The organism is Arthrobacter sp. V1I7 (assembly GCF_030817015.1).
Classification (GTDB): Bacteria; Actinomycetota; Actinomycetes; order Actinomycetales; family Micrococcaceae; genus Arthrobacter.
Map to the genome: position 1 here is coordinate 3703964 of NZ_JAUSYS010000001.1, position 18779 is coordinate 3722742.

The 18779-nt window shown below is 64.9% G+C and carries 15 protein-coding genes; 2 read left to right on the plus strand and 13 right to left on the minus strand.

Going from position 1 to position 18779, the window contains the following annotated elements; translation table 11 throughout:
* Nucleotides 1-85: 85 nt before the first annotated feature.
* The 4 genes from QFZ69_RS16980 to QFZ69_RS16995 form a co-directional block, all read right to left on the minus strand.
* On the minus strand, nt 86-796 hold the full coding sequence (locus tag QFZ69_RS16980) for a GntR family transcriptional regulator (protein ID WP_306912990.1): 711 nt from the start codon (nt 794-796) through the stop codon (nt 86-88).
* A 236-nt stretch (nt 797-1032) separates the two neighbouring features.
* The gene (locus QFZ69_RS16985) at nt 1033-2103 is read right to left on the minus strand and encodes an alkene reductase (protein ID WP_306912993.1); all 1071 of its coding nucleotides are present in this window, start codon (nt 2101-2103) and stop codon (nt 1033-1035) included.
* An 82-nt stretch (nt 2104-2185) separates the two neighbouring features.
* Entirely contained in the window at nt 2186-3241 is a 1056-nt protein-coding gene (locus tag QFZ69_RS16990) for a 2,3-butanediol dehydrogenase (protein ID WP_306912995.1), read from the minus strand.
* 132 nt (nt 3242-3373) lie between these two features.
* Entirely contained in the window at nt 3374-5164 is a 1791-nt protein-coding gene (locus tag QFZ69_RS16995; RefSeq protein ID WP_306912997.1) for an NAD(P)/FAD-dependent oxidoreductase, read from the minus strand.
* Nucleotides 5165-5369: 205 nt separating this feature from the next.
* Here QFZ69_RS16995 and QFZ69_RS17000 point away from each other — a divergent pair, with 205 nt between their 5' ends.
* Nucleotides 5370-6707, plus strand: a complete 1338-nt coding sequence (locus tag QFZ69_RS17000; protein WP_373461909.1) for a GAF domain-containing protein — start codon at nt 5370-5372, stop codon at nt 6705-6707.
* A 28-nt stretch (nt 6708-6735) separates the two neighbouring features.
* Here the strand turns inward: QFZ69_RS17000 and QFZ69_RS17005 are convergent, their stop codons facing one another.
* Together QFZ69_RS17005 and QFZ69_RS23390 are read right to left on the minus strand one after the other, a co-directional pair.
* The gene (locus QFZ69_RS17005; RefSeq protein WP_306913002.1) at nt 6736-7512 is read right to left on the minus strand and encodes a hypothetical protein; all 777 of its coding nucleotides are present in this window, start codon (nt 7510-7512) and stop codon (nt 6736-6738) included.
* A gap of 167 nt (nt 7513-7679) precedes the next feature.
* A complete protein-coding gene (locus QFZ69_RS23390; protein ID WP_373461713.1) occupies nt 7680-8336 on the minus strand; it encodes a DUF6318 family protein in 657 nt (218 codons plus the stop codon).
* 220 nt (nt 8337-8556) lie between these two features.
* Between QFZ69_RS23390 and QFZ69_RS17015 the strand changes: the two genes are divergently transcribed.
* Nucleotides 8557-8997 (plus strand): very short patch repair endonuclease, encoded by a 441-nt coding sequence (locus QFZ69_RS17015; RefSeq protein ID WP_306913005.1) that lies wholly within the window; start codon nt 8557-8559, stop codon nt 8995-8997.
* A gap of 78 nt (nt 8998-9075) precedes the next feature.
* On the opposite strand, the gene QFZ69_RS17020 is transcribed toward QFZ69_RS17015, so the two are convergent.
* The 7 genes from QFZ69_RS17020 to QFZ69_RS17050 all read right to left on the minus strand — a co-directional run bounded on the left by QFZ69_RS17020 (nt 9076) and on the right by QFZ69_RS17050 (nt 18539).
* Nucleotides 9076-9711 carry a TetR/AcrR family transcriptional regulator gene (locus tag QFZ69_RS17020; RefSeq protein WP_306913007.1) on the minus strand — a complete coding sequence of 212 codons (636 nt, stop codon included), beginning with the start codon at nt 9709-9711 and terminating at the stop codon, nt 9076-9078.
* Nucleotides 9712-10207: 496 nt separating this feature from the next.
* A complete protein-coding gene (locus QFZ69_RS17025) occupies nt 10208-11434 on the minus strand; it encodes a restriction endonuclease (RefSeq protein WP_306919482.1) in 1227 nt (408 codons plus the stop codon).
* A gap of 16 nt (nt 11435-11450) precedes the next feature.
* Nucleotides 11451-13682: an McrB family protein gene (locus QFZ69_RS17030; protein ID WP_306913009.1), complete on the minus strand. Its 2232-nt coding sequence runs from the start codon at nt 13680-13682 to the stop codon at nt 11451-11453.
* Nucleotides 13683-13867: 185 nt separating this feature from the next.
* Nucleotides 13868-14122 (minus strand): hypothetical protein, encoded by a 255-nt coding sequence (locus QFZ69_RS17035; RefSeq protein ID WP_306913011.1) that lies wholly within the window; start codon nt 14120-14122, stop codon nt 13868-13870.
* Between the two features lie 141 nt (nt 14123-14263).
* On the minus strand, nt 14264-14710 hold the full coding sequence (locus QFZ69_RS17040; protein ID WP_306913013.1) for a thioesterase family protein: 447 nt from the start codon (nt 14708-14710) through the stop codon (nt 14264-14266).
* A 56-nt stretch (nt 14711-14766) separates the two neighbouring features.
* Nucleotides 14767-16809: an ABC transporter ATP-binding protein gene (locus QFZ69_RS17045; RefSeq protein ID WP_306913015.1), complete on the minus strand. Its 2043-nt coding sequence runs from the start codon at nt 16807-16809 to the stop codon at nt 14767-14769.
* Nucleotides 16806-18539 carry an ABC transporter ATP-binding protein gene (locus QFZ69_RS17050; protein WP_306913017.1) on the minus strand — a complete coding sequence of 578 codons (1734 nt, stop codon included), beginning with the start codon at nt 18537-18539 and terminating at the stop codon, nt 16806-16808. The genes QFZ69_RS17045 and QFZ69_RS17050 overlap by 4 nt, the downstream gene beginning before the upstream one ends.
* Between the last annotated feature and the right edge of the window lie 240 nt (nt 18540-18779).

The following is an 18779-nucleotide window of genomic DNA, read 5'->3' on the forward strand; positions in this document are numbered from 1 at the left end:
CCTATAGGGTCTTCGATCCGTTTGTGAAGAGGCTCACAGAAAGATGCTGCGGGAGCTTATTGCGGCCCGTTTGGGGAAAGGAGGCTTACTCGGCGGGGGCGTCCGCGATGGCCCGGCCGCGCACCTTCTTTACATGCTCTGCCATGGCTGCCGCGGCCCTGTCCGGGTCGCCCGAGGAAAGCGCGTCCAGAACCGCTTGGTGCTCGGCGATCGCTTGGTCCGCGTCCGTGATGCCCACCCCGCCAAACAGGCGGAAGCGCTGGACCTGCCCGCCGAGGGCGGCATAGGCGGCGACCATGAACTGGTTGCCGGTATGTTCCGCGATCAGCCGGTGGAACCGCTCGTCGGCTTCGAGATAGTCACGGAATTCGGAAAACGATGGGCCGCGGGGCGCCTTCTTGAGGTCCGCGACAGCGGTGGCCAGCTCGGCATGGTGCGCCGGCGTCAGCCGGGCGCACGCCAGGCGGGCGTTGACGGGCTCGATCGCCAGCCGCGCTTCCATGAGCTCGGCGAAGTCCTCCTGGGTGAACATCGGCGCAACCCGGTAGCCCTTGAGTGCGACGCGGCGAACCATTCCGGTGTGCTCGAGCCGGGCAAGGGCTTCGCGCACCGGCGTGGGGGAAACATCGAGCTCCCTGGCGGTTCCATCGATGCTCACCGCGGCCCCGGGTTCGAGCCGCCCGTCCATCAGCGACGCCAGGAGCTCTTCATAGACGTGGTCAGCGAGGACCTGGCGGCTGACGGTCCGGCCAGTGGGGCCGCCCTCGGAGCGACTCCCGGAGGAAGCTAGTTGCATGTTCAGATCCTATAGGACAGGGACATGCCCACTCCTGTGTCCCGCGACCGAGGGACATGCCCATTCCTGGATCCCGCGTCCCAGGGACATGCCCTCACTCCTGTGTCCCGCGACCGAGGGACATGCTCATTCCTGGATGCGAACAGTGGGCAGAATGGCATTCTGCCCACTGTTCGTGGCTGCGGCAGGGCATGTCCCGCGGCGGGGTGTGCTGCTGCTGTTTGACGCTGCGGGCCTTAGTTCTGGTACGCCGGGTAGTCGGTGTAGCCCACGGCGCCCTCGGTGTAGAACGTGGACGGGTCCGGGTCGTTGACCGGCAGGCCTTCACGCCAGCGGCGGACCAGGTCCGGGTTGGCGATGGCAGGGCGTCCGACGACCACGGCGTCAGCGTGGCCTTCTGCGACCAGGGCCTTAGCTTCCTCGCGGGTAGTGACAACGCCAAAGCCTGTGTTCAGCAGGAAGGTTCCACCAAACCGTGCGCGCAGGTCCTGGACCAGCTCGGCGGCGGGGTCCTTGTGCAGGATGCTGAGGTAGGCCAGCTTCAGCGGAGCCAAGGCGTCGACGAGGTGGGCGTAGGTGGCCCGGACGTCCGCCACGTCGAGTTCGAGGGCACCCTGGACATTGTGCTCCGGGGAAATGCGGATGCCGACACGGTCCGCGCCGACGGCGTCCACCACGGCCCGGGCAACTTCAATCACGAAGCGCGCGCGGTTCTCCGGGGAGCCGCCGTAGACGTCGTCGCGCTGGTTGGCTGCCGGGGTAAGGAACTCGTGCAGAAGGTAACCGTTAGCGGAGTGCAACTCCACGCCGTCGAATCCGGCATCGATGGCCTTGCGGGACGCCAGGACAAACTCCTGGACGATGGCCGGGAGTTCTTCGGACGTCAGGGCGCGGGGAACGGGGAACGGCTTCTTTCCCTCGTACGTGCGGGTCTCTCCGTCTATGGCGATGGCGCTGGGTGCAACGACCTCGTAGCCGCCTGTGGTGTCCGCGTGGGTTACCCGGCCGGCGTGCATCACCTGGGCGAAGATCCTGCCGCCCTCGGCGTGCACGGCAGACGTGACGTTGGCCCAGCCCTTGAGCTGCTCGTCGGTCACGAGCCCGGGCTGGCCCGGGAAGCCTCGGCCGGCGTGGCTGGGGTACGTTCCCTCGCTGACGATCAGGCCGAGCGAAGCGCGCTGGCGGTAATGCTCGACGACCAGCGGGCCGGGGATTCCTGCTTTGCCGGAGCGGACGCGGGTGAGGGGCGCCATCACGAGTCGGTTGGGCAGTTCCAGCTCGCCGAGGGTCAGGGGGGAAAACAGCATGCGCAGTTCCTTTCACAGTGGAATGGGTTCACTGGCGGCAACTGCAAGGCGCCTGCAACTATTCCTCGTGAGACTCGGATCACTACGGGTGGACGATGATTTTCACTGCGGTGTCGTTGTGGTTGATCAGCGTATCGAAGCCCTTGTCCACCAGGTCGTCCAAGGCGATTCTCCCGGTGATGAAGGGTTTCAGGTCGACTTTTCCTTCCTGGACCAGCTTGATGGCGGCGGCATGATCGCCGCAGTAAGCGATGGTGCCGCGCAGATCGATTTCCTTCAGCACGACTTTTTGCATATCCACTGTGGCCGGGTGTCCCCAGATCGAAACGTTGACGACGACGCCCGCCGGCTTCACGACGTCGAGCATCGTGTCCAGCACGGCATTCACGCCGGCACATTCAAAGGCCCCGTTTGCACCCGCACCTGCGGTCAGTTCCAGCACGCGCGCCTTGACGTCGTCGGAGCTCGGATCGAGAAGATGATCCGCGACCCCGGACGACACCGCCTTGTCCTTGCGGGCTGCCGACAGCTCAGTGACAATCGTGGTGATACCGAGGCCTTTCAGGACCGCTGCGGTGAGCAGTCCGATAGGTCCGGCGCCCCCGACGACGGCGGTGTCGCCGGCTTTGAGGCCGCTCCTGCCGACGGCGTGGTACGCCACCGCGAGAGGTTCGATGAGCGCGGCTTCGTCCAGCGGGATGTCGCCGACGGAGTGCACCCACCGGGCGTCGACCACAATCTTCTCGCTCAAGCCTCCACCGCCGCCCGCCAAGCCGATGAAGCCCATCTTTGTGCAGAGGTTGTAGTGCCCGCTGAGGCAGGGTCCGCATTCATTGCAGACGAAGTACGGCTCCACTACAACGTTGTCTCCGACGGTAAGACCGCTGACGCCCTCCGCAACTTCCTCGACGATGCCGGAGAACTCATGGCCCAGAGTGACAGGGGCGTCCTCGTGGGTAAGCCCATGGGGATTCCCTGGCGGCGGGGTGAAGATGGGCCCTTCCATGAATTCATGGAGGTCGGTGCCGCAGATGCCGCACCAGGCCACCGCGATCTTTACCGCCCCGGGACGCAGATCGGGCTCTTGGACATCTTCGATCCGGAGATCCTTGCGGGCGTGGAATCGTGCTGCTTTCATGGTGTTTCGCCTTCGCGTTCCAGGCCGTGGATGCGCCCGGTCAGGCGCATCCACGGAGTGTCGTTGGAGTCTCACAGCAGGGGCGGTACCCCAGTCTGGTTGCCGTGCTGTGCTTGTCACGGCCTGCCCCGATCAGCGGGTGTGGTGCGTGGGCTGCAGCTCGAAAACCGGCGTCGGCAGTCCTTCCATCCTTGCCTTGAGCTGCAGAGCCAGGTAGTTGGAGTAGTGGCGGCTCTGGTGCAGATTGCCGCCGTGGATCCACAGGTTCTCCACATTGGTGGGCTTCCACATATTGCGGAGTTCCCCCTCCCACGGCCCCGGATCTTTGGGCGTGTCCGATCCGAATCCCCAGCACTTGCCGACGGCGTCGGCCACCTCGGGCGAGACCAGATCCGCCAACCAGCCGTTCATCGACCCGTAGCCGGTGGCGTAGATGATGACGTCTGCGTCCAGTTCGGTTCCGTTGGCCATCACGACGGAGTTGCCGGTGATCTTGCTGACCTCGCCATTGGCGAGCTTGACCCGGCCGTCGATGATCAGCTGCGAGGCACCGACGTCGATGTAGTAGCCGGAACCGCGTCTCAGGTACTTCAGGAACAGACCGGAGCCGTCAACGCCGAAGTCCAGGTCAAAGCCGGCGGCCTCCAGCTGCGAGTAGAACCCGGCGTCCCGCTTGGCCATCTCCGCATAGACAGGGATCTGGGCTTCGGGCAGGATCCGGTAGGGCAAGGAGGCAAACAGCAGATCGGCTTTCTCCGTAGTGACGCCGTTGGCCAGTGCCTTTTCGGAGTACAGATCGCCCAGCGCAAGGTCCATGAGGGATTCGCTGCGGGCAATGTGGGTGGAGGACCGCTGGACCATGGTGACATCGGCGCCATGCTCCCAGAGGTCGGCGCAGATATCGTGGGCCGAATTGTTGGAGCCGATGACCACGGCCTTCTTGCCGGTCCAGTCTCCGCCGCCGGGGTGCTTGGACGAGTGGTACTGCTCCCCCAGGAAGGATTCGGCGCCGTCGAACGCGGGGACGCTCGGGTATCCCGAAACACCCAGGGCGAAGACGAGCTGCTGCGGGCGCAAGGTGACCGGTTCGCCGTCGCGCACCACCTCCACCACCCACTCCTGGGACGCTTCGTCGAAGCTGGCGTTGGTGCACTCGGTCTTGGACCAGTAGTTCAGCTCCATGATCCGTGTGTAGTTCTCCAGCCAGTCGCCGATCTTGTCCTTGGCCGCGAAAACCGGCCAGTCGTCGGGGAACTTCATGTAGGGCAGGTGGTCGTACCAGACCGGATCGTGCAGGTGGAGGGACTGGTAGCGGTTGCGCCAAGAGTCACCCGGACGCTCATTCTTTTCGATGATGATGGTGGGCACGCCGAGTCTGCGCAGCCGCGCCCCCAGCCCGATCCCGCCCTGGCCGCCGCCGATGATGACGGTGTAGGGCTGGTCTTCGTAGCCGAGCCGCGCTTCCTGCTCTTCCTTCAGTTCCAGCCAGGATTTGCGGCCCTTGGTGATCTCATGGGCGACTCCCTTGTCCCGGTTGGGGCCCTTCCTTTCCTCAAAGCCCTTGAGTTCCTGCATGGTGGTGAGCAGGGTCCAGCATTTGCCGTTGCGGAGGCGGAGGTGGGCGTAGCCCCGGGCCTGGGCGGTCTCGAAATTCACCCAGGCCTCGGTGTTGACGGCGTCACCGGTGGCGTCCTCGGCGAGGGTCCAGTTGCTTGGCTGCACCTCGTCCAGGGTCGCCTCGAGCATGCGGGCGATGGCTGCTTTGCCCTCAAGCGTCTTGAGGTTCCAGGTGAAGGAAACGAAGTCGCGCCAGTACGAATCGTCGTCGAAAAGATCCAGTGCGGCGTCCGTGTTGTGGCTGCGCAGTGCCTCATCGAACTGCGCCAACCACGCCCCGACCACGCCGTTTGCTGTCTCAGGCATGATTCCTCTTTCCATTGCTGACAGTGGGTCACTCCCGTTGCGTGACGTCTTGACCACGCAGTGACCCGCATCACAAGTAAAAGTCGCAGGGGGTTACAATCGGGTTACACGGAGCTCTCAAGCTGTTGGCCGGCGCGTACGGGCAGCCGGCGGCGGCAGGGATCAGCGGGGTGCGACGATTCGAGGGCGAGTTGGGAGAATGAGCATGCGGCAGGGCAACGGCTCCATCACGCATCCCTCAGACCTCAGGTTTTCCGCACCGGCGGAGTACGCCCGAACCCTCCGGGCAGCGCACGAGGCCACCATTTCCGGCAATCCGGATCCGCACTTGTCGCCGTCGCTCATCAAGTCCTGGCAGCGTTCCCTCGCCTTGGGCATCAATCCGGACCAGCACCGGCCGCTCCACCGGCATGAAGTCTCCGAGGCGCGCTTACTCAGTGCTGGGCATCGGCTGGCTGCGGTCATGCCCGCGCTGTCGCAGCTGCTGGCCGATGAGACGGTGACGGGACGCCATTTGCTGATCGTGACCGACCACCAGGGCGAAGTCCTGTGGCGCCTTGGCAGCAGGCAGGCGTTGCGGCTCGCGGACTCCCTGGAGTTTGTGGAGGGTGCCGACTGGTCCGAGTCCGGGGTCGGCACCAACGCCATCAGCGAGGCTTTAGTGACCGGAGCCCCGGCGCAGCTCTTCTCGGCCGAGCACCTCGTGCGGACGCATCATGATTGGGCTTGCACTGCGTCTCCCATCCGCGACCCCTTGACGGGAGAAATCGTCGGCGTCCTGGATGTCTCCGGCCCGTTCGAGTCGGTCACGCCGGACAGCCTGCGGCTGGTGCGTTGTGGGGTGCGGCTTGCGGAGGAGCTGCTGAAATCGGCAGCGGGTCCCGATGGCGGTAGCGGGGGCTTTGGACAGCCGCTACGACGTGACGAGCAGACACCGCGCGACGGCGACGCCCAGTCGCAGCTGTTGCTGCGGTTGTTGGGCGACGTCCCGTCGGCGGTGATCGACGGCGGCATCCGGCGCCCGCTGACGTTGCGCCGTGCCGAGATCCTGGCACTGCTGGCCTCGCGTGACCAGGGCTGGAGCGCCGATGAACTGGCTTACGAGATCCATGGCGACGCTGGCACCGGCGCCGCGATCCGGACCGAGATGCACCGGATACGCAATATCCTGGGCGGTGTCCTGGACGCGAACCCCTATCGGTTCTCTTCAACAGTCAAGGTCGTGACGGATGCCTCGGTTGTGGCCGGCCATCTGCGGGACGGGCAGGTTGCCGAGGCTTTGGCGGCCTACCCGGCAAAACTCCTCAACCGGTCGGTCAATCTGGCGGTCGGGTTCATGCGCGACGAGCTCAACGTCGCCGTGGGAGCGTCCGTACGCTCCAGCGGTGATGCCCGGCTGATACTGCAGTGGTGCACAACCGACATGGGATCTTCCGATACCGCGGCTGCGGCAGCCGCGGCGGCACTGATCGGACCGGCGGATCCTCGGTGCCAGCTGGTGAGCGCCCGGATGGAACGGGTGGACCGGGAGCTGCGAGCCTAGCCACGGGCTCAACCCCAGGGGCTCGACACTAGGGAGACGGCTGGGCGACGCCTGGGCAGCCTTGGCCTTGGGGATTCTGGAGACAATCGTCAGCGTAGTTCCTGGTGATCGAGCGCCACACACTCACAGGCTGCGGCGGCGAGCTAAAGGAGCCCTGCCCCGGGATGGGCAGGGGCGGGCCGCCATTCACGGAATAGGTGCCTTGGAAATGGGTGGTCAGCACGACGGCGAAGTCCCCAGTCTGGGTGTAGACATGGCTGGTGGGGGTCTTTTCCCCCCAGTGCTCCTGCGGCAAAGGACCGCCAGCTGCCGTTTGGGGACCGAGTGCAGCTCCGTCACCGTAGTTCCACGTGTATTCCACGGGCTTTGCCACCACATGCACCCTCTGGGCCAGGATCGTGATGTCGAATTGTTGTTCTGCCGCATTCCCGAAGAAGTTGGTTTCCGCACCGCGCAGGGTATGCGGGCTCGGTTGGGCCGCCACGGTTCCTGCCGAGACCGGAAGTCGCTGGAACTCGGTTTGGATCAGGGCGGCGATCCGGGGCAGCAGGTCCTCTGGCCTGGGATCAAAAAGACATGTCGGCCCGGAGTGATAGGTCCACGAGGGGTTCGCGATCCCTGCTGGTGCCTTAAGCCAAACGACCGGGATACCTTCTTTGCCGCCTGGCCCGTTCTTACAGTCGACGAGGACCGCGAGACAATCCGTGTCGAAGTCACCTCCGCCCAAGTGACATTGAAGCTCGTATTTGTACTGAAATGGATCGGCGGAGGGGGCTCCCGGCTGAGTCCGAACGAAGTCATTCAATGCTGGATCCCAAGCCCACCCTCCTACGTGCGCGTCCTTGGGCCCCCAGCCCCCGGAAATAGACGGGTCCGCCGCTGCTCCGTCCGCTATGGCTGGGGGAGCCGATGCAAACATTAAAAGGAACAGCATTGCGCGCCCAAGCGCTTGAGATCGAAGGGTCCCCATTTCTAGCCGACAATGCTTCCGACATCATCAACGTGCCAAGTGTTATTGCGGAAGGCAACGAGGAGGAGGTTGCCAGTATCGTCTTTTTGCTCGCCCTTCTGGGCGACGCTCCCGTCAGCCCTGACATAGGTAAGTGGGACTTGATGAACCTGGACAGCAACCTTGTAAATGCCGTCGGCTCCAGCTGAAAATGTCGTTTCCACAGCAGGGGTCGTGATCTGACCGCCTATGAGCCACCGACCTTCTTGATGCCAAGGGATGATGTCGCTTTTGGCCGTTCCGCATGGAGAGCATGCCGGCGAGGTCACGCTTTCCAAGGGCCCCGTATCGCCGGTCTCGTACCCGTAACTCAGCAGCTGGAACCAGTACCGTGCAAATGCCTCCAGCCCTTCCTTCGTCTCCGACTTCGCGACCTCGGGCAGCACCGGGACGGGGACGTTCTGGGCCCTCCCTGAGGCGTCGGCCGGCTTGTAGCTTGGGGTTGGGGTCGGCGTGGCACTCGGAGTCGACGCGGCAGAGGGGCTTTGCGATTCAGCCGGCGGGGACGCGGCGGGCTGCACGCCTCCCCCGTTACAGGCGCTGGCAGATATGAGGAGTGCGACAACAAGAGCAGCCGACCGAAAGCATTTGCTAGTGGAGCTCGAAGTGCGAGATGTCATGGTCAGCTACTCCCCGATAGAAATCACGACGCCTGAAGCCAAACAGTGGCTTAAGGGTAACCGACGTCGCATTCGGGCCGTCAAAGTTTTCCACAGCCAGGCCATCCCGCTCTCCACCTGAAAGTGGGCAGCCGCGGAAACTGCCCCGAGCTACAGCGGAAGAGATGCCGGCACAGGAGTCCCGAGTCCCGCCATCCCAGCCGCCGCCTAGACTTAAATCATGGCGGACAAGCTGACACCGGAGCGGCGCAGCTGGAACATGTCCCGCATCAGGGGCAAGAACACCAAACCTGAACTACTCGTGAGAAAGCTGCTGCATTCAAAGGGCTACCGCTACCGATTGCATGGCACGGCCCGCGGCGGCAAGCTCCCGGGCAGCCCTGACCTGGTCTTCGCCAGCCGCCACAAAGTCATCTTTGTCAACGGCTGTTTCTGGCATTTCCACGACTGCCGTGTGGGGCAGCACGCTCCCAAAGCGAATGCAGAGTTCTGGGAAACCAAGCGGACCCGCACACGGAACCGCGATGCTGAACAGCTTCACCAGCTGGAAACCTCAGGCTGGAAAGTGCTGACCGTCTGGGAGTGCCAACTCAAGGACCCGGCAATGCTGGAACAGCACCTGGACTCGTTCCTCCGAAACACCGAGCAGTCGCCGCACTAAGCGGCCGGCCACACCCGCCCACCACACCCGCCGACCACAGCGGCGAACCATAGCGGCCGACAGGCTAAGCCCGAAACCTCAACCGCGGCTGTGAGCGATCAGCCAGCCGGCCATCTCGCGGGAGCGGCCTGCGGCGGCGCGGTCGCCCTCCGCAGCGGAGACGATGGATCCCTTCATGAGGATGTGCCAGGACCGGGAAAAGTTTTCCGGATCGCGCAGCCCTGCCTCTTCGGCCAGTTGCTGAACATGGGTACGGATTTTCGCAAGGTAGTCGATACTGGCCTGGCCAAGCGGATGGTCCGGACCCATTTCGAGGAGGATGTTCACGAACGAGCACGCCTCGAAATCATCGCGTGCGAACCAGTCGGCAAAGACGTCAAAGATGGCGAGCAACTGCTCCTCCGGGGTCTCGCCCCGACGCCGGGCCTCTGTGATGATCTTGTCCACGGTCCACTGCTGGTCCCGGCGTTCGAGGAAGGCCAGCACCAGATCGTCCTTGGAAGCGAAATGCCGGTAAAAGCTCGCCTTGGCCACTCCAGAACGGCTGATTAGTTCGTTGACACCGACGCCCCGGACGCCCCGCCGGGAAAACAGCTCATAGGCGACGTCGAGAATCCGCTCCCGCACTCCCGGGACAGCGTCAGCGACAGACGCACTGTTCGGCAGCTCGGGCGGCGGGGACGATCTCCGAACGGGACTAGTTGAAAGTGACATCAAAAATATTCTAGCGTGTTGCGAGACAGAGTGGTCTGTCCGGAGTAGACTCCCTATTCGGGCCTTGGACTTGCAGTCCGCAGTGCTCGAAACTACTACGCACGCGGGAGAGCCAGATGTTGCATCAGCTGATGTCAGAGGAGTCACTGAGTCCCGACGCACCACGCTCCACGCCATCCTCCGTAGCCCGGTTAAACGACTACCGGCGGGCCAAAGGGGCTGACCCTGATGTCGAGCCCCTGCGCAGGCAGGTGTCGGCAATCATTGATGCGATTCTCGCTGACAACGCGCCCGATGAGGCGGAGGTGCGCGAAAAGCTTCGCCGGCATGTCGCCCGCAACCCCGGTCGGCCGGAAAAGGCGCTCCTGGGCCACTTGATCTCAATGTCAGACCGGCAGGACGAAGCAGGGTAACTGCGGAAATCGCCTGGCCGCCCCAACTCCCGCTCGGCGACCTTACTTTCACGCCAGCCTCCACGGAACCCTCATCGCCACGCCTACCGGCTGATCGTGGCCTGCCGCACGACTTCGCCCCAGGATTGTTGTGCAAGATCCGCCACGGAGGCCAGGATCTCCGCGGGCGACTTGGACAGATCCAGGGGAAACTCCACAATGTCGATGTCCGTGTTCAGGATCCGACGCAGCTTGATTTCCCCGGCACCCGGGTAGATGAGCCACGCCGTCGGGACGCGCAACGAGGTGCAGTACGCCAGCATCCGGTAATGGTCGCCGGAGAGTGAAGCCCCGACGTCGGATGCCGCCTGGTACTTCGCGTCGTAGACCATCACCGGCCGTCCGCCCAGCAGGTGCACGGCGCCCGGCTGCACGATGATCCGGTCCGAGTCCCGGACGGCTTCGTTGAGCAAGGCGTTGTACCGCAGCCGCATCTCCCCCGGGAAGGCGGTCATGGCCTCCCGCAGTGCGACCCCGACGAAGTCCTCGAACACGCTGGACATGTCCACCACAAACGACGCCGACTGCTGCTTGCCGTCGCCGGCTTCCGCGGAGGCGTTGCGCAGGATCAGTTCGGCGAGCCGCAGGGCAGCGTGGTAGCGGGTATTCATCCGGCTGGCCCGCCAGGCCGGCAGTGGCGCACCGGACTGAAGGCGGGTCACGGCGGCGAGCTTCCCGTTCAGTTGGCGCAGCCTGCTGAGGACTTCGGGGCGCACCCCCGGGACCTGGGACATCCGCTCGAGCGCGGCCCGAAGGATCCGGTTTTCCGCAATGTCTTCGGTGAACTCGTCATAGGAGACCTCCAGCGGGACCAGCATGCCGGGTCGGCGGGAGATCTGGTCCGAGATCCGGATCCTGCCCTTGACCGTCCGGAGGGATTCGTCCACGCTCAGGTAGCCTTGCAGGACTCCGCGGCTGAGGGCGCGGTTCGCGAGTTGCGCCAGCGATTCGGCCAGGGCGCTCCAGAGGTCTGTCTCCTCGACGGCGGAGACGGAATCCTCGCGGAAGCCCTGGTCCCCCGCGTAGCCCAGCAGGAACAGCAGCCGGCCCAGCCCGAGTCGCTCCTTGGGCCGCACCTCCAGTTGCACCGTCGGGGTGCGAACGGACCCGACTCTCCCGACGGGCTCGATTCGGTACAGCCCCATGCCCATCGGCGAGGCCTTCGCGAGCCCGCTTCCGTTGATGTAGGCCGCGCTGGCCGGGTCGAGCCGCTCCGCGACCCCGACGGAGAGCTCGTCCAGCACGATCCGGCGCAGCGAAGCCGCGCCCATGGCGCGCGCGCCCTGGCTAGGCGTGCTCAAGGCGGGCGAGCAGTTGGTCCAGTCCGAACCGTTCCTCCAGCTGGGCCCGGCTGAGCTGGCCGTGATAGTGCTCCTCGAGCAGCGGCATCAGCTCGTACTTCCAGATTCGGCGCAGGCCCTTGGGGCTCTGGGCGGACTTCTTCATGAAGTAGGACGGCCCGATCATGAGGTCGCGGTCCCACTCATCGATCGCATCGTTGAGTGCGTCCATCAGCAGCGCCGGCGTGGTGTCCAGCTCCCTGGCCTGCAGGAAGCGCAGCAGCGAGCCTTTCACCGGCTCGGTTTTGGGGTGCAGCTCGATGAAGTTGAAGCGTCGCCGGATGGCGGCGTCCATCATCGCGATGGAACGGTCCGCGGTGTTCATGGTGCCGATGATGTACAGGTTGTCCGGCAGCGTGAAGGGCTCGTTGGGGCTGTACTGGAGATAGATCCTGTCGTCACGGTACTCGAGCAGGAAGTACAGCTCGCCGAAAACCTTCGCGAGGTTCGCCCGGTTCATCTCATCGATGATCAGGAAGTACGGCTTGCTCTCATTGCCGGGTTTGGCCGCCTCCTCGGCGATGCGGCGCAGCGGACCGGCGACAAGCTTGAAGGACACCTGTCCCTCATCCGTCTTGTCCGGGCGGAAACCCTCGAAGAAGTCCTCGTAGGCGTACGAAGGGTGGAACTGCACCAGCTTCACCCGCTCGTCGGTGGTATCGCCGGCGAGCTGCGCCGCCAAGTGCTTGGCCAGATAGGTCTTGCCGGTACCGGGCGGCCCGTACAGCACCAGCTGCCGGTTTTCCTCCAAGAGTTCCGCGATCTCCTGCAACGGCTCCAGGTCCATGTGCAGGGAAGCGGCGAATTCCGGAGTCAGCGGGCGGAAACCCTCAGAAGCGAGTTCGACGACGATGTCAGCTGCGGCGCCGTCGCCGGCTTCGGCTTCCGCTTCGGCCGGCAGGAGGGCCTCGAGCGACTGGATCACCCGGGTTATGTCGACAACGATCCCCGAGGACGCCAGCTGCCGCTGCACGTGCCGGGGCAGCTCCGACATGCTGTGGGTTTCGTCGAACCAGCGGACCTTGCGGCGCAACCGCCGGTTGTCCTGATGGTGTTCGGGTTCACCCAGGACAACGCCCACCCGTACGGTGCCCGAGCTCTGGTACAGGGCGAGGTCGCCGGGCTTCATCACGGTCAGGAAGGCGAAGACGGCGGTCTTGGTGTCCTCGCGCTCCACGTAGCTGAGGTGCTTGTAGTCCTCATCCACGGCGTGCTGGACCAGCCCGGCGGTGACGCCCGGATCGAGCAGGCGGAGGTGTTCGACGTCGAGCGTCACCGTTTCATCGGCCTGCCAGGTGCCGAGCATGTCGGCGTTGTCCTGATGCGTGCGCAGCAGCCAAGCGCGGCGGCCGGGGTCTCCCACCTTGCGCCACTGGCTCACGAGCTGGCGGGAGTACCAGTCGATCCGCTGGCCGGCCTGCTCGTCCAGGTGCAGGCGGATGCGGTGGATGTCGGCCGAGATTTCCTCGTCGCTGTCCCCCTTAGCCCCGCCCACGAGCGAGGCAAAGGCGTCGCGGATTTCCTGGCGCTCGATGTCGGCCACGACCGGCTCGAAGTAGCTCGGCCAGACCAGGAATTCGATGCTGCGGCGGATCGCCGGCTGGTCATCGGGAGTGCCGGCAACCAGCAGGTGGAAGGCCAGCGGGTCCTTGACGGCGGCGGCGACGACACCAGCGGGCCGCCGGGCGACGTGCTGGACGAAACGGCAGAGCCACTTCAGGTGATCCCAGATGGTCCAGTTGAACTCCGCGGTACGGTCCCGGATCACGCCGTGGTCGGTCATGCCCGCATACAGCTCGTCCGGAAGTTCCAAAGGCGGTTCCAGCCACGTTGCGGCCTCGGCCACCCGGGCGCGTTTCACCTTGAGGGATTTCACCTCATGGGCCAATGGAAGGGACTGAAGAAACAGCAGCTCAACTGCCAGTTGCTTGGCTCCCCGGGAAGCATCCGCCAGGTTCTCCCGGAGGTTGGTCATCATGGGCGCCTTGGAGTCCGGCACACCCCGCTCGAGGCGTTCCAGCAACTCCGCGGCGGCCTGCACCGACCAGGTTTTGGTGCGTCCGTCCAAGGCCGAGGCCTTGCCGTGCAACCCCGGCCCCAAGACAAACCACGCCGCGTCCTCAATCTCCTTGGAGATGCCGAGGGCGCGGTGCATGGCAGGCTTTTTGGATGGGGTCATCCTTTCAATTTACAGGCTTAAGCTGAACGCCGGCATCATGGGTGCCTCAGGGCTCCTGCCAGGAAGGCGCTGGCAGCAGACCGGCCGCGCGGGGACCGACCCGCTGCTCGTGGCAGCAGACCGGCCACGAGGGACCGACCCGCTGCTCCTGGCAGCCGGCCCAGCACCGCGGCCCCGAACTGTCGCTATCGGACTGTGGGGTCGCGCCTGACGCCGAAGGTGAAATAACCGGCCGGGCCGATGAAGTTGACCAGGGTGGCCACCCGCCACAGCGCCTTGCTGCCACGGATCTGCTCGGCCGGACGGCGCGAGATATCACGTTGCGCCGCAATCAGGAGCGAGAGGTGAACGCCGGCCGCCGTGATGGTGCCGAACTTTGCCAGCGGCGGAAGTTCGGCCCAGGACTTCTTCCGGGCATTCATCTTGCTTCGTCTCGTCATAGGTCGTTACTCCTTCCTTCCGCGGGAGTGGATGCTTCCGCGGGAGTGGGTGCTTCCGGGGTGTTCATTCTAGAGGCGATCCGTGGCCCCGAGGTAGAGTCGCGGCGTGCAGGCAGAAGGGCGTACTGGCCGGCCGCGGGCCTACGGTGCAGCGCGGACGGCGTTCGGATGCGCGGGAGTGAACCGCGCAAGCGTCTCCTTCTGCTCCGGGGTCAGCCGCAGCACGCGCCCGGTGGCTTCTTCCACGAAGGCAAGGTGGCTCGTGGCGCGGACGCAGTCCTCCCGCGTCACGGGGTCCTGCACCAGGTAGTGGATGTCGAAGCTCGCTCCCTTCACCGCGCCGATCCAGAGCTGGACCAGCGCAGGAATGTTGCGGTATTCGAGCGTCCGCACGTAGCGGATCTTGTGCTCCACGACGAGGGCCAGGGTGCCCTCCGGGACCTCGCTGAACAGCGGCACCGGCGGCTCGATTCCGGGTAATCCGGCACCGCGGGGCGGGCCGAACGCCGCAATGCGGGCTTCCTCCAGGATGCGGACGACCTGCACATTGTTGATGTGGCCGTAGGCATCCATATCGCTCCAGCGCATCGGCACCTGCACCTCGATGCGCCGGGGGTCCTCAACGGCGCCCGGCCCGGAGGCGCTCAGCTGTGCACCGCCGTCGCATCGTCGGCTGTGTTTTCCGAAAAGGCCGCCTCGGCATCCTCGCCAGCGAACTGGGACATGTACAGGCGGTAGTAGGCGCCCTTCAGCTCCAGCAGTTCCGCATGACTGCCCTGCTCCACGATCCGCCCGGCTTCCATCACCAGGATGGTGTCGGCGTCGCGGATGGTGGAGAGACGGTGGGCGATCACAAAACTGGTCCGGTCCGTGCGCAGCGCCGCCATGGCCTTCTGGACCAGCACCTCGGTGCGGGTATCCACCGAACTCGTCGCCTCGTCCAGGATCAACAGCGACGGGTTCGCCACGAAGGCACGCGCGATGGTGATCAGCTGCTTCTCGCCGGCGCTGACGTTGTTGCCTTCCTCGTCGAGGACGGTGTTGTAACCGTCCGGAAGGGCCCGGACGAAGCGGTCCACGAAGGTGGCCTTGGCCGCCTCCATCACCTGATCCTCGGTGGCGTCCAGATTGCCGTAGCGGATGTTCTCGTAGATGGTGCCGCCGAACAGCCACGCGTCCTGCAACACCATGCCGACCTTGGAGCGCAGTTCCGCGCGGCTCAGCTGCGTGACGTCAACGCCGTCGAGAGTAATGCTGCCGCCCTGGAGTTCGTAGAAGCGCATCACCAGGTTCACCAGGGTGGTCTTGCCGGCACCGGTGGGCCCGACGATCGCCACGGTGTGGCCGGGCTCGGCCGTGAAGGACAGCTCCTCGATCAGCGGCTTGTCCGGGGTGTAGCTGAAGGTGACGCGCCGGAACTCCACGTGGCCGTCGGTCTTCGCGGGGAGCTGCCCGGTGGCGGTCTCCGCGTCCTGCTCATCGGCGTCGAGGAATTCAAAGACCCGCTCCGCGGACGCGACGCCGGACTGCAGCATGTTGGCCATGCCGGCCATCTGGCCCAGCGGCTGGGTGAACTCGCGGGAGTACTGGATGAACGCGGTGGCGTCGCCCAGGCTCATGCCGCCGGAAGCGACGCGGAGGCCGCCGACGACGGCGATGCCCACGTAGCTGAGGTAAGACACAAACTGCATGACCGGCATGATCATGCCGGAGACGAACTGCGCGCCGAAGCTGGCCTTGTAGAGGGCCTCGTTGCGTTCGTCGAAGCGGGCGAGCATGTCGGCGTCGCGGCCGAAGACGCGGACCAGGTCGTGGCCGGAGAAGGATTCCTCGATCTGGCCGTTGAGTTCGCCGGTGTTCTTCCACTGCGAGGCGAAGAGCTTCTGGCTCCGGGAGCCGATGATGCCGGCGGCAACGCCGGAGAGCGGCAGCGCGATGAGGGCGATCAGGGCCAGCTGCCAGGACACGATGAACATCATGATCACGATGCCGATCACCGTCAGCGCGGAGTTCACCAGCTGGGCGAAGGCCTGCTGGAGCGCCTGCTGGATGTTGTCCACATCGTTGGTGACCCGGGAGAGGATGTCGCCGCGCTGCCGGGTGTCGAAGTAGTTCAGCGGCAGCTTGTTCAGCTTCTTTTCGGTGTCATCGCGCAATTGGCGGACCACGCGCATGACGAGGACGTTCAGGACGTAGCCCTGCAGCCAGAGGAAAATATTGGCCACGAAGTACATCACCAGGACCACGCTGATGAGGAAACCGAGTTTCTGGAAGTCGATGCCGACGCCGGGGATCAGGTCCATCTTGGCGAGCATGTCCGCGAAGTTATTCTCGCCCTGGTCCCGGAGGCCCTCGACGAACTCATCCTTGGTGACCCCCGCGGGCAGTTGTTTGCCCACCACTCCCCCGAAGATCACGTCCATCGCCTGGCCGAGGATCCGGGGCGCGATCACATTGAGGACGACGGCGACGGCGACCATGAAGAAGACCGCGATGATACCGGTCCGCTCGGGCTTGAGCAGGCCCAGCAGCCGCTTCGCGGAGGGCCAGAAGTGCTCGGCTTTCTTGGATGCCACGGCGCCGAACATGCCGCCGTCGGCCTCGCCCGGGGTGTATTCCTCCTCGTAGAAATCATCGTCGGGGGCAGCGTCCGGAGTATTGGTAATGACCTTTTCGTTGGTGCTCATGCCACTGCCTCCGCGTTCAGCTGGGATTCGACGATTTCCTGGTAGGTGCTGGAGCTGTCCAGGAGTTCCTCGTGGGTGCCGCGGTCCACGATCCGGCCGTTGTCGAGCACCAGTATCTGGTCGGCGTCGGCGATGGTGGACACGCGCTGGCCGACGATGATGACTGTCGCGTCCGTGGTTTTTGCCTTCAGGGCGCGGCGGAGCCTGGCGTCGGTGGCGACGTCGAGGGCGGAGAACGAGTCATCAAACAGGAAGACCTTGGGTTCGGTGACGAGTGCCCGTGCGATACAGAGCCGTTGCCGCTGGCCGCCGGAGACGTTGGTGCCGCCCTGGGCGATGCGTGAACCGAGCCCGTTCTGCTTGTCCCGCACGAAGTCCGCGGCCTGGGCCACGGTCAGCGCCTCCCACAGGTCTTCGTCCGTGGCGTCGGGCTTGCCGAAGCGGAGGTTGTGCTCGATGGTCCCGGAGAACAGGTAGGGGCGTTGGGGCACCATGGCGACGCGCCGGGTGATGTCCGAGCGGTCAAGGTTGGTGACCGGGACGCCGTCGAGCAGTACTTCGCCCGAGGCGGCGTCGTAGAGGCGCGGCAGCAGGGCCAGCAGGCTGGTCTTGCCGGCGCCGGTGGAGCCGATGATGGCCACGGTCTGGCCGGGTTCGGCGGTGAAGCTGATGTCGCTCAGCACCGGCGCTTCGGCGCCGGGGTAGGCGAAGGACACGTTCCGGAACTCCACCCGGCCGGCCTTGTAGGCCGGGGCCACGGGGGTGAGCGGCTCGTGGATGGAGGGTTCGACGTCGAGCACCTCGCCGATGCGGTCCGCGCAAACCGAGGCGCGCGGAATCATCATCGCCATAAACGTGCCCATCATGACGGCCATCAGGATCTGCAGCAGGTACTGCAGGAACGCCGTCAAGGCTCCGACCTGCATGTCGCCGGCTTCGACCCGCTGGCCACCGAACCACAGCACGGCGGCGGTGGAGACGTGCAGGATCATCCCGATGGTGGGGAACATCAGCACGAACAAGGCGCCGATTTTCAGCGAAACATCGGTGAGTTCCTTGTTGGCCGCGCCGAAGCGTTCCGCTTCGTGCGGTTCGCGCACGAAGGCACGGACCACGCGGATGCCGATGATCTGCTCGCGGAGGATCCCGTTGAGCCGGTCGATCTTCGTCTGCATGGAACGGAAGAGCGGCATCAGCCGGACCACGAGGTAACCCACGACCACCACCAGCACCGGCACCGAAACCCAGACCAGCCAGGACAGGTTCAAATCCTCGCGGAGGGCCATGAAGATGCCGCCGATGCACATGATGGGCGTGGCCACCATGAAGTTCAGGCCCAGCAGCATGAGCATCTGGACCTGCTGGACATCGTTGGTGCCGCGGGTGATGAGCGTGGGCGCGCCAAACACGTTGACGTCCTTGGCGGAGAAGCTGGTGACCTTGCGGAACACTCCCCGGCGGAGGTCGCGGCCGAACGCCATCGCGGCCTTGGACCCGTAGTAGACGCCGGCGATCGCGGTTGCGACCTGGATCAGGGCGACACCGAGCATGACCCCGCCGGTCCGCCAGATGTAGTCCGTGTCGCCGCGGGAGACGCCCTCGTCGATGATTTGCGCGTTGAGGCTGGGGAGGTAGAGGGCGGCGATGGTCGATGCCAACTGGAAGATGATGACTGCCGCGATATGCGGCAGATACGGCTTGGAATAGCGCCGTATGAGGGTGACAAGCATGCCCACGCGTCCTTAGGAAGACCGAATAGATGAGGCTGGCGGGAAGACCGGAGAGGAACAATGAATCGTTGCTCCCAGTATTAGCAGAGGGGGCTGACAGCCTTAGCCCTCCCCACTCTACGAAATCCGTTGCCGACCGGGGAACACCGACACCAAAAATCATCCCCAGGGGTTAAGCCGCAGCCCGGAACGCCGCCGGCCCCGCTGCGCGGACCGAGGCTGCGCTTAAATACCGAGCGC

Excerpts from the sequence above, each read along its gene's own strand:
- QFZ69_RS16980 (WP_306912990.1), bottom strand. The coding sequence starts at position 796 with ATGCAACTAGCTTCCTCCGGGAGTCGCTCCGAGGGCGGCCCCACTGGC.
- QFZ69_RS16985 (WP_306912993.1), bottom strand. The coding sequence starts at position 2,103 with ATGCTGTTTTCCCCCCTGACCCTCGGCGAGCTGGAACTGCCCAACCGA.
- QFZ69_RS16990 (WP_306912995.1), bottom strand. The coding sequence starts at position 3,241 with ATGAAAGCAGCACGATTCCACGCCCGCAAGGATCTCCGGATCGAAGAT.
- QFZ69_RS16995 (WP_306912997.1), bottom strand. The coding sequence starts at position 5,164 with ATGCCTGAGACAGCAAACGGCGTGGTCGGGGCGTGGTTGGCGCAGTTC.
- QFZ69_RS17000 (WP_373461909.1), top strand. The coding sequence starts at position 5,370 with ATGCGGCAGGGCAACGGCTCCATCACGCATCCCTCAGACCTCAGGTTT.
- QFZ69_RS23390 (WP_373461713.1), bottom strand. The coding sequence starts at position 8,336 with ATGACATCTCGCACTTCGAGCTCCACTAGCAAATGCTTTCGGTCGGCT.
- QFZ69_RS17015 (WP_306913005.1), top strand. The coding sequence starts at position 8,557 with ATGGCGGACAAGCTGACACCGGAGCGGCGCAGCTGGAACATGTCCCGC.
- QFZ69_RS17020 (WP_306913007.1), bottom strand. The coding sequence starts at position 9,711 with ATGTCACTTTCAACTAGTCCCGTTCGGAGATCGTCCCCGCCGCCCGAG.
- QFZ69_RS17025 (WP_306919482.1), bottom strand. The coding sequence starts at position 11,434 with ATGGGCGCGGCTTCGCTGCGCCGGATCGTGCTGGACGAGCTCTCCGTC.
- QFZ69_RS17030 (WP_306913009.1), bottom strand. The coding sequence starts at position 13,682 with ATGACCCCATCCAAAAAGCCTGCCATGCACCGCGCCCTCGGCATCTCC.
- QFZ69_RS17035 (WP_306913011.1), bottom strand. The coding sequence starts at position 14,122 with ATGACGAGACGAAGCAAGATGAATGCCCGGAAGAAGTCCTGGGCCGAA.
- QFZ69_RS17040 (WP_306913013.1), bottom strand. The coding sequence starts at position 14,710 with ATGCGCTGGAGCGATATGGATGCCTACGGCCACATCAACAATGTGCAG.
- QFZ69_RS17045 (WP_306913015.1), bottom strand. The coding sequence starts at position 16,809 with ATGAGCACCAACGAAAAGGTCATTACCAATACTCCGGACGCTGCCCCC.
- QFZ69_RS17050 (WP_306913017.1), bottom strand. The coding sequence starts at position 18,539 with ATGCTTGTCACCCTCATACGGCGCTATTCCAAGCCGTATCTGCCGCAT.